This window comes from Silvania sp. (genome assembly GCF_051656365.1).
In the GTDB taxonomy this organism is placed as follows: Bacteria; Pseudomonadota; Gammaproteobacteria; order Enterobacterales; family Enterobacteriaceae; genus Enterobacter; species Enterobacter hatchlandensis.
Map to the genome: position 1 here is coordinate 54,681 of NZ_JBOGBT010000101.1, position 8,517 is coordinate 63,197.

Sequence of the window (8,517 nt, forward strand, 5' to 3'; positions counted from 1 at the left end):
CCAGCATGTTCAGAAATAAGAGATGGAAAAATGATTAGCGGCGTGCTGTATGCCCTGCTCGCGGGTTTAATGTGGGGACTGATTTTTGTCGGCCCGTTGATTGTGCCGGAGTACCCGGCGATGCTGCAGTCGATGGGACGTTATCTGGCGCTGGGGCTGATCGCCCTGCCGCTGGCGTGGCTGGGCCGCGCGCGTTTACGCCAGCTTTCACGCCAGGACTGGTGGACGGCGCTGGGGCTCACCATGATGGGTAACCTGATCTATTATGTCTGCCTGGCCAGCGCCATTCAGCGCACTGGGGCGCCGGTGTCGACGATGATTATCGGCACCCTGCCGGTGGTGATCCCGGTGTTCGCCAACCTGCTGTATAGCCAGCGCGATGGCAAACTGGCGTGGTCAAAGATGATGCCCGCCCTGCTGTTTATCGCCCTGGGGCTGGCGTGCGTCAACATTGCTGAGCTGCGCCACGGCATGGCCGATATCAGCGCCTGGCGCTACGGTTCCGGCATTCTGCTGGCGTCGTTCTCGGTGGTCTGCTGGGCGTGGTATGCGCTGCGCAATGCCCGCTGGCTGCGGGAAAACCCGGATAAACACCCGATGATGTGGGCCACCGCGCAGGCGCTGGTCACGCTGCCGGTGTCGCTGATCGGCTATGTGGCCGCCTGCATCTGGCTGAATGCACAGCAGCCGGCGTTTGCCCTGCCGCTGGGGCCGCGGCCGGGGGTGTTTCTCGGTCTGATGGTGGCGATCGCCGTTTGCTGTTCATGGGTGGGCGCCCTGTGCTGGAACATGGCCAGCCAGAAGCTGCCGACGGTGATTCTGGGGCCGTTGATTGTGTTCGAAACGCTGGCCGGGCTGCTGTACACCTTTTTACTGCGCCAGAGCGTGCCGCCGTTGTTAACCGGGGCCGGGATTGTTTTGTTGGTGGTGGGTGTGGTGATTGCGGTCAGCGCGAAGCTGGAAAAACGCCCGGCGACGCAGCGCTTGCCAGGCCTACAAGATCGTAGGCCGGATAAGCGCTAGCGCCATCCGGCGTTTATCAGAAGGTTTCCCAGTTGGCTTCGTTTAACGCCGCCACCGGTTTTGCTTTGGCGGTGGGGATTTTAACCGGAGCCGCTTTCACTGCCTGGCCACGGGTAATTTTAAATACGGCCACCGCCTCGTTCAGGCGTGCCGCCTGATCTTCCAGCGCCGCTGCCGCCGCTGCGGACTCTTCCACCAGCGAGGCGTTCTGCTGGGTGACGCGATCCATCTCGGCAACCGCCTGGCCGACCTGATCAATGCCGCGACTTTGCTCATCAGAGGCGGAAGCGATTTCGCCCATAATGTCAGTCACGCGAGTAACCGCATTGACGATTTCTGCCATCGTCTCTCCGGCCTCGTTAACCAGCGCGGAACCGGCGCTGACGCGGGCACCAGAGTCGTCGATTAACCCTTTGATCTCTTTCGCTGCCTGGGCGCTACGCTGCGCCAGGGTACGGACTTCACCTGCCACCACCGCAAAACCACGGCCCTGCTCGCCCGCTCGCGCCGCTTCTACCGCCGCGTTCAGCGCCAGAATATTGGTCTGGAAGGCAATGCCGTCAATCACGTTGGTGATCTGGGCAATTTTGCTGGAGCTGGTGGCGATTTCATCCATGGTGCGCACCACGCCTTCGACCACGCTCCCGCCTTTCTTCGCGGTGGACGATGCATCCAGCGCCAGTCGTGAAGCCTGACGGGCGTTATCGGCGTTCTGCTTCACGGTAGCGGTCAGCTGTTCCATACTGGCTGCCGTCTCTTCCAGGGAGGCCGCCTGCTGCTCGGTACGAGAAGAAAGATCGTTACTGCCCGCCGAGATTTCACCGGCTCCGGTGTAGATAGTGTCCGCGCCTTCGCGCACCACGCCAACGGTGTTTGCCAGTGATTTTTGCATCTCGTGGACGTTCATCGCCAGCATCGCCATTTCGTTCTGGCCGTGGGCGTTGATCGGCTGGGTCAGATCGCCTGCGGCAATGGCACGAATGTGAGCGATCACTTCATGCAGTGGTTGCAGCAGTACCCGGCGCATCGCAATCCAGCTGGCGACAATCACGCCCACCACAATCACCATAATAGTACTGAGGATCCACAGGATACGCTGGTAGTCCGCTTCGTTATCGCTCACGCCGACGCTGGCCAGCTTCGCCTGCACTTCACGCCACTCGCGGTAGACGGCCTGCATCGCAACCTGCTTCTGCTCGGCATTCTGTTTGAACATATCCTCCAGATTTCCCTGCGCCAGCAGCTCGTTCATTTTTGCAAGCGTTGAGGAGTAAGCGCGGTACTGCTCTTCCAGCCGATCCGCCAGCTTCTCGTCCAGGCCCGGGGTTTCCGGCAGGGCGTAATATTTATCGTAATGCCCCTGCGCCTCTGCCAGCAGATTTTTCCCTGCCGTCACCAGCTCACCCAGCTGCGTGCCGTTGATCTCAGTTGCTGTGGTGTTTTGCAGGCGGAGCATTCCGCGGTTTAGAGTCACTCGCGCCTGGTTAAGGCTAATCCAGGCATCGGTAAACTCCGCTACGTTCTGGCTGGAGAGCTGGGAGACGTTGAAATTGTCCTTGTCGTTATTCAGCGCGTTGATAAAGACCGTCGCCGCAATGATCTGCATCGCACCCAGAACAAACAGCACCGAGATTAACAGGGTGATTACTTTAATACGTTTAAACATTCTTAGCCTTATGTTGCAGGATATTGTCTGATAAGGCATATCGGCAGAATGCGCATGTTATTTAACATTTCGTGGTCGAACCACCGCCATTTCTGGAAATTATCAAACCCATTCAGCAAGTTAAAAACATAAGAAATTTTTGTGAATCCCCCTCCTTTTTGCTCCGTGCTCCCAAAGGGGTATAGCTTCGCCTTAAAGTTGCATTTAAAATGCACCTTATCAAATGACGATGAGGTAATTGCAATGGCCTACCGCGACCAACCATTAGGCGAGCTGGCGCTCTCCATTCCACGCGCATCTGCGCTGTTCCGTAAATACGACATGGATTACTGCTGCGGCGGTAAACAAACCCTGGCGCGTGCTGCATCGCGCAAGGAACTGGATCTGGACCTCATCGAAGCAGAACTGGCGACACTGGCCGAGCAGCCGCTGGAGAAAGACTGGCGCAGCGTGCCACTGGCTGAAATCATCGATCACATCATCGTGCGCTATCACGATCGTCACCGCGAACAGCTGCCAGAACTCATTCTGCAGGCCACCATAGTTGAGCGTGTGCATGCCGAGAAGGCCTCTGTCCCGCGCGGTCTGGCGAAAAATCTGACCATGCTGCACCAAGAACTGTCCAGCCACATGATGAAAGAAGAGCAGATCCTGTTCCCGATGATCAAACAGGGAATGGGTAGCCAGGCGATGGGGCCGATCAGCGTGATGGAAAGTGAGCACGACGACGCGGGTGAACTGGTGGAGGTGATCAAACACATCACCGATAACGTGACCCCACCGGCGGATGCCTGCACCACCTGGCGCGCCATGTATAACGGGATTAACGAGATGATCGACGATCTGATGGAACACATCAGTCTGGAGAATAACGTTCTGTTCCCACGCGCGCTGTCCGGGGAATAAAGAAAAGGCCACAGCGGCCTGATGCCCTCACCCACCGGGAGAGGGAGAAAACATAAAAAACGGCAACCGAAGTTGCCGTTTTGCTTTTACCTTACGCCTGCCATCCGTTTCTTACCGATAAACATCCAGCCCAGCCCCAGCGCAATAAACCACAGTGGCGTCACGATCAGCGCCTGACGGGTATCCTCTTCAAGGGTTAGTAGAACCAGTACGAACACAAAGAATGCCATGCAGACCCAGCACATCACCTTGCCCCACGGCATTTTGTAGATTGACTTCTCATGCAGGTGCGGACGCTGTTTGCGGTACACCAGGTATGAGCAGAGGATGATGGTCCAGACGAACATGAACAGGATCGCCGACACCGTGGTGATCATGGTGAATGCACCGATCACGCTCGGGTTAACGTACAGCATCACTACGCCGCCCAGCAGGCAGATACAGGAGAAGGTCAGCCCTTTCGCCGGTACCGCACGCTTAGAGAGTTTAGCGAACGCGCTCGGCGCCACGCCTTCCTGCGCCAGGCCGAACAGCATGCGGCTGGTAGAGAACACGCCGCTGTTGGCGGATGAGGCCGCAGACGTCAGTACCACGAAGTTAATCAGGCTCGCCGCAGCCGGCAGGCCCACCAGTACGAACAGCTCCACGAACGGGCTCTTGGTCGGCACAACCGAGCTCCACGGCGTGACCGACATAATGACGATCAGCGCAAAGACGTAGAACATAATGATGCGGATTGGAATGGAGTTAATTGCGCGCGGCAGAGATTTCTCCGGATCTTTGGTCTCTGCGGCCGTCGTGCCCACCAGCTCAATCCCCACGAAGGCAAACACCGCAATCTGGAAACCGGCAAAGAAGCCGCTCAGCCCTTTCGGGAACCAGCCGCCGTCATTCCACAGATGGGTTACCGAGGCCTGAACGCCACTCGGAGAAGTGAAGTGCGTCAGTACCATCACCAGTCCGACCACAATCAGCCCGACAATCGCGACGATTTTGATCATCGCGAACCAGAACTCCATCTCACCGAACATCTTCACGGTGGCGAGGTTCAGGCTCAACAGCAGGACAATCACCGCCAGTGACGCAACCCAGTCGGAGAGTCCGGGGAACCAGAACTGCGCATAGGCCGTAATGGCGACAACGTCGGCCATCCCGGTGACCACCCAGCAAAACCAGTAGGTCCAGCCGGTGAAATAACCTGCCCACGGTCCTAACAGGTCGGAGGCAAAGTCGCTAAAGGATTTATATTCGAGATTAGAGAGCAGCAGCTCGCCCATTGCACGCATAACAAAAAAGAGCATAAAGCCGATAATCATATATACGAATATGATCGACGGCCCGGCCAGACTGATGGTTTTGCCTGACCCCATAAACAGCCCGGTGCCGATAGCACCGCCGATGGCGATAAGCTGAATATGACGGTTTGTGAGATTACGCCGTAGTGACTGCTCAGACGGTGCCTCTTCGTCGGCAACGACTTTTACCTGATCTACCATGTGATTTTTTCCTGTTGTAACTGCCTGTGTTGTTTAGGCTCTTCTGGCCCTTTATAACGTCGAAAAGCGACGGCCCTGTTTAAGGACTCATCGATATTAGGTAAGAATCGGCGGGATGAATACTATGATTTAAATATTATGTTAATAATATGTTTAAAGTGAGTGTCATATCACTCATACAGCGCGAAACAGCTCACAAAAATACACTCACCGTCTACATTTGCAAGATAATCTGTTGATTAGCGCGTAACTATAGGTTTTTTAACTATTTTCCCCTCCCCAAATGAGGAGAGGAAAAAGAACGTTCGCTTACAGGATTTCCAGCAGCTCGACTTCAAACACCAGGGTGCTGAATGGCGGGATAGACGCGCCAGCACCACGCTCGCCGTAGGCCAGGTTCTGCGGGATAGTCAGTTCCCATTTAGAACCAACTGGCATCAGTGTCAGCGCTTCGATCCAGCCTGGGATCACGCCGTTGACCGGGAATTCTGCCGGTTCGCCGCGCGCCACGGAGCTGTCGAACACGGTGCCGTCGATCAGCTTACCGGTGTAGTGCACGCGAACGTGGTCAGTGCGAGCCGGGATAGTACCTTCGCCCTGGTTGATCACGCGGAATTGCAGCCCGGTTTCGGTGCTGTTCACGCCTTCGCGCTCGCGGTTTTCTTCCAGGAACTTAACGCCTTCTGCCGCCATCTCTTCAAAACGCGCGCGACGCACAACGTCAGCACGTTCGTGAATTTCGCGCAGCGCGCGGTGAACCACATCCACCGGAACCGCCGGGTGCTTACCTTCCAGCGCATCGGCGATACCCGCCACCAGCGCTTCAGGTAACAGACCCTGCAGGCCTGATTCGCTCAGCTGCTGGCCTACCTGCAAGCCGATACCGTAGCTTGCCTGCGCTTCGATTGTGTCAAAAGTCGGGGTGGTCATGGGTTTTCCTTCCATCACATTTAAAGTAGCGGGCAGCATAACAGCCACCCTCCATCCGGTAAAACTTTGTCTTATTGAAAGATGACAAATTGCGACGAAACAGAAACAATAGAGACTATCTGGATTATTCCCGAATATGTCACGGAAGCCGGCTTTGCTACGCCCATCAGTCAGTTAGCAAACTATACTTCTCGGGACAGGATAAAAGCGACGCGGAGCAGGAGGAAAGCCATGCCCGGGCCATTTGAATTAAAACCTACCCTGACGAAAATCTGGCATGCGCCAGACAACTTTCGCCTTATGGATCCGCTGCCGCCCCTGCACCGCAGAGGCATTATCATTGGGATGCTGCTGGTCATCATAGGTTTCTTGCTTCCGGGTGCCGACGATAGCGGGACATCCCCCGCGCGCCGGGATGCGGAGCTGGATATCCGCTCGCAATCGCAGCCGCAGCCAGACACACAGCCGATGCAGACGCAGCTGGTTGCACCGTCAAACGATCCGGGCCAGATGGCCCCCGTCGAACCGGAACCTGTCCAGGAGGAACAACCGCAGGAGCAGCAGGCTGCCACCCCGGTTCAATCCCAGCAGCCACCGGGTATCGAACAGCAGTGGCGTACCTATCGCGTAGAGGCGGGCAAAACGATGGCGCAGTTGTTCCGCGACCATAGCCTGCCGCCTACCGATGTTTACGCGATGGCGCAGGTCGAAGGCGCAGGCAAGCCGTTGAGCAACCTGCAAAACGGCCAGATGGTGCAGATCCGTCAGAACGCCAGCGGCGTAGTGACAGGCCTGACGATTGACAGCGGTAATGGCCAGCAGGTGCTGTTTACTCGCCAGGCTGACGGCAGCTTCTTACGCGTTAAGTAGTACGCTTACCGGGGTGACAAGGCGGGCTTTTTGCTCTCCTTGTTAACCCACCAAATCCCGGAACAGACCAGCACCAGTGCAATCGCGTATTTGATATCCAGAATATTTTCCCCGAGGAAGACAGCAGACAGCACCGTTCCGGCCACCGGGACGACAAAGTTGAACGGTGCGATCATGCTGACGCGGTTGTATTTCAGCAGCAGACTCCATAGCGCAAAGGCCACCGAAGAGAGCAGCGTCAGATAGCCCAGCACCGCCGCCGCTTTAACGCTGTGCACTTCCAGCGTCCCGCCCGTGATATAGCCCCCGACAACCAGCATTACGCCGCCAATTGCCAGCTGCCAGCCGGTCATCACCATCGGGTCGACCGTCTGGGAAATGCGTTTCCCGTACAGGGTGGCGGCAGAGAGAATAAAGGCCGCCAGCACCACAAAACCGTCCCCGTTCCAGACAAAATGGAAGTCCTGCAGGCCGCTGTTAAAGTTTACGAGCATTACCCCTGCAAAACCGAGGATGCAGCCGAGGGCTTTGTTGTAGCTGATCCTGTCGTTCTGATAGATGAAGTGCGCCAGCATCACGCTGAAGAAGGTGGCGGTGGCGTTCATGATCGACCCTTTCGCACCCGTGGTGTAGGCGAGGCCGATATAAAAGAAAGTGTACTGGATTGCCGTCTGCGTCAGGCCAAGCACCGTCAGCTGGCCAAACTGGCGTGAGGTGAGTCTGGCGACAGGCTTACGCTGGGCGAGGGCAAACAGCAGCAACAGCAGGCCTGCAAAGACAAAACGGTAACCGGCAAAGACCGCCTTTGAGGGAATATCGTCGGTGGCAATCTGAAACAGTTCATAGCCGCTTTTGATCGCCGGATAGGAGCTGCCCCAGAGCAGGCAACAGAGCGTCGCGCTGGCATAGGCGATTTTTTTACGGGCAAAAACGGGTGTGGGCAGAACGGAGTCCATAGCAAATCTCAGAGATAAAATGGCGTTTCATTTTATTATCAGAGAATGCGGCAGGAATAGCTACCATACAAGCCAAAAAGGCGAGGCGGGTCGCGTTAAAAAGCAAAACGCCGGCACAAGGCCGGCGCTTCGACGTGGTGACGAGTAATTACTTACTCAGCAACAACGTTAACAACCAGTTTCGCGAAGACTTCGCTGTGAACCTGGAAGTCCACTTCGTGCTCACCGGTGGTACGCAGAACGCCGTTCGGCATACGAACTTCGCTCTTAGCCACTTCAACGCCAGCTGCAGTTACAGCGTCAGCGATGTCGCGAGTACCGATAGAACCGAACAGTTTACCTTCGTCGCCTGATTTAGACGCGATGGTAACGGTGCCCAGTGCATTGATTGCTTCAGCGCGAGCGTTAGCAGCCGCCAGAACGTCAGCCAGTTTGGCTTCCAGTTCAGCACGACGGGTTTCGAAAAACTCAACGTTTTTCTTAGTAGCAGGAACAGCTTTGCCCTGTGGAACCAGGAAGTTACGAGCGTAGCCCGCTTTAACGTTAACCTGATCACCCAGGCTGCCCAGGTTTGCTACTTTATCAAGCAGAATAACTTGCATTACCTTATCCTCTTAAAGTCGTATTAATGGACCGTGCCCGATTACTGATGACGATCAGTGTACGGCAG

At 56.2% G+C, this 8,517-nt stretch carries 8 protein-coding genes; 3 read left to right on the plus strand and 5 right to left on the minus strand.

From position 1 onward, the window contains the following. Positions 1 to 30 precede the first annotated feature (30 nt). A complete protein-coding gene (locus tag ACRDD5_RS19910; protein ID WP_438677765.1) occupies positions 31 to 1,023 on the plus strand; it encodes a DMT family transporter in 993 nt (330 codons plus the stop codon). A 16-nt stretch (positions 1,024 to 1,039) separates the two neighbouring features. Here the strand turns inward: ACRDD5_RS19910 and ACRDD5_RS19915 are convergent, their stop codons facing one another. Continuing rightward, a complete protein-coding gene (locus tag ACRDD5_RS19915; RefSeq protein WP_438677766.1) occupies positions 1,040 to 2,689 on the minus strand; it encodes a methyl-accepting chemotaxis protein in 1,650 nt (549 codons plus the stop codon). A gap of 243 nt (positions 2,690 to 2,932) precedes the next feature. Here ACRDD5_RS19915 and ytfE point away from each other — a divergent pair, with 243 nt between their 5' ends. Beyond that, the gene (gene ytfE, locus ACRDD5_RS19920; RefSeq protein ID WP_438677767.1) at positions 2,933 to 3,595 is read left to right on the plus strand and encodes an iron-sulfur cluster repair protein YtfE; all 663 of its coding nucleotides are present in this window, start codon (positions 2,933 to 2,935) and stop codon (positions 3,593 to 3,595) included. 86 nt (positions 3,596 to 3,681) lie between these two features. On the opposite strand, the gene cycA is transcribed toward ytfE, so the two are convergent. Beyond that, positions 3,682 to 5,091: a D-serine/D-alanine/glycine transporter gene (gene cycA, locus ACRDD5_RS19925; RefSeq protein ID WP_271283275.1), complete on the minus strand. Its 1,410-nt coding sequence runs from the start codon at positions 5,089 to 5,091 to the stop codon at positions 3,682 to 3,684. A 309-nt stretch (positions 5,092 to 5,400) separates the two neighbouring features. Beyond that, positions 5,401 to 6,021: an FKBP-type peptidyl-prolyl cis-trans isomerase gene (gene fklB / locus ACRDD5_RS19930; protein ID WP_438677768.1), complete on the minus strand. Its 621-nt coding sequence runs from the start codon at positions 6,019 to 6,021 to the stop codon at positions 5,401 to 5,403. Between the two features lie 231 nt (positions 6,022 to 6,252). Here fklB and ACRDD5_RS19935 point away from each other — a divergent pair, with 231 nt between their 5' ends. Then, positions 6,253 to 6,891, plus strand: coding sequence for a LysM-like peptidoglycan-binding domain-containing protein (locus ACRDD5_RS19935; RefSeq protein ID WP_438677769.1), 639 nt, complete (start codon positions 6,253 to 6,255; stop codon positions 6,889 to 6,891). Positions 6,892 to 6,896: 5 nt separating this feature from the next. Here the strand turns inward: ACRDD5_RS19935 and ACRDD5_RS19940 are convergent, their stop codons facing one another. Continuing rightward, positions 6,897 to 7,847: a DMT family transporter gene (locus ACRDD5_RS19940; protein WP_438677770.1), complete on the minus strand. Its 951-nt coding sequence runs from the start codon at positions 7,845 to 7,847 to the stop codon at positions 6,897 to 6,899. A gap of 152 nt (positions 7,848 to 7,999) precedes the next feature. Further along, a complete protein-coding gene (gene rplI, locus ACRDD5_RS19945) occupies positions 8,000 to 8,449 on the minus strand; it encodes a 50S ribosomal protein L9 (RefSeq protein ID WP_095280502.1) in 450 nt (149 codons plus the stop codon). Positions 8,450 to 8,517: the final 68 nt, after the last annotated feature.

What these genes read in the sequence shown, in the direction of transcription:
- ACRDD5_RS19910 (WP_438677765.1), top strand. Translation starts at nt 31, where the DNA reads ATGATTAGCGGCGTGCTGTATGCCCTGCTCGCGGGTTTAATGTGGGGA.
- ACRDD5_RS19915 (WP_438677766.1), bottom strand. Translation starts at nt 2,689, where the DNA reads ATGTTTAAACGTATTAAAGTAATCACCCTGTTAATCTCGGTGCTGTTT.
- ytfE (WP_438677767.1), top strand. Translation starts at nt 2,933, where the DNA reads ATGGCCTACCGCGACCAACCATTAGGCGAGCTGGCGCTCTCCATTCCA.
- cycA (WP_271283275.1), bottom strand. Translation starts at nt 5,091, where the DNA reads ATGGTAGATCAGGTAAAAGTCGTTGCCGACGAAGAGGCACCGTCTGAG.
- fklB (WP_438677768.1), bottom strand. Translation starts at nt 6,021, where the DNA reads ATGACCACCCCGACTTTTGACACAATCGAAGCGCAGGCAAGCTACGGT.
- ACRDD5_RS19935 (WP_438677769.1), top strand. Translation starts at nt 6,253, where the DNA reads ATGCCCGGGCCATTTGAATTAAAACCTACCCTGACGAAAATCTGGCAT.
- ACRDD5_RS19940 (WP_438677770.1), bottom strand. Translation starts at nt 7,847, where the DNA reads ATGGACTCCGTTCTGCCCACACCCGTTTTTGCCCGTAAAAAAATCGCC.
- rplI (WP_095280502.1), bottom strand. Translation starts at nt 8,449, where the DNA reads ATGCAAGTTATTCTGCTTGATAAAGTAGCAAACCTGGGCAGCCTGGGT.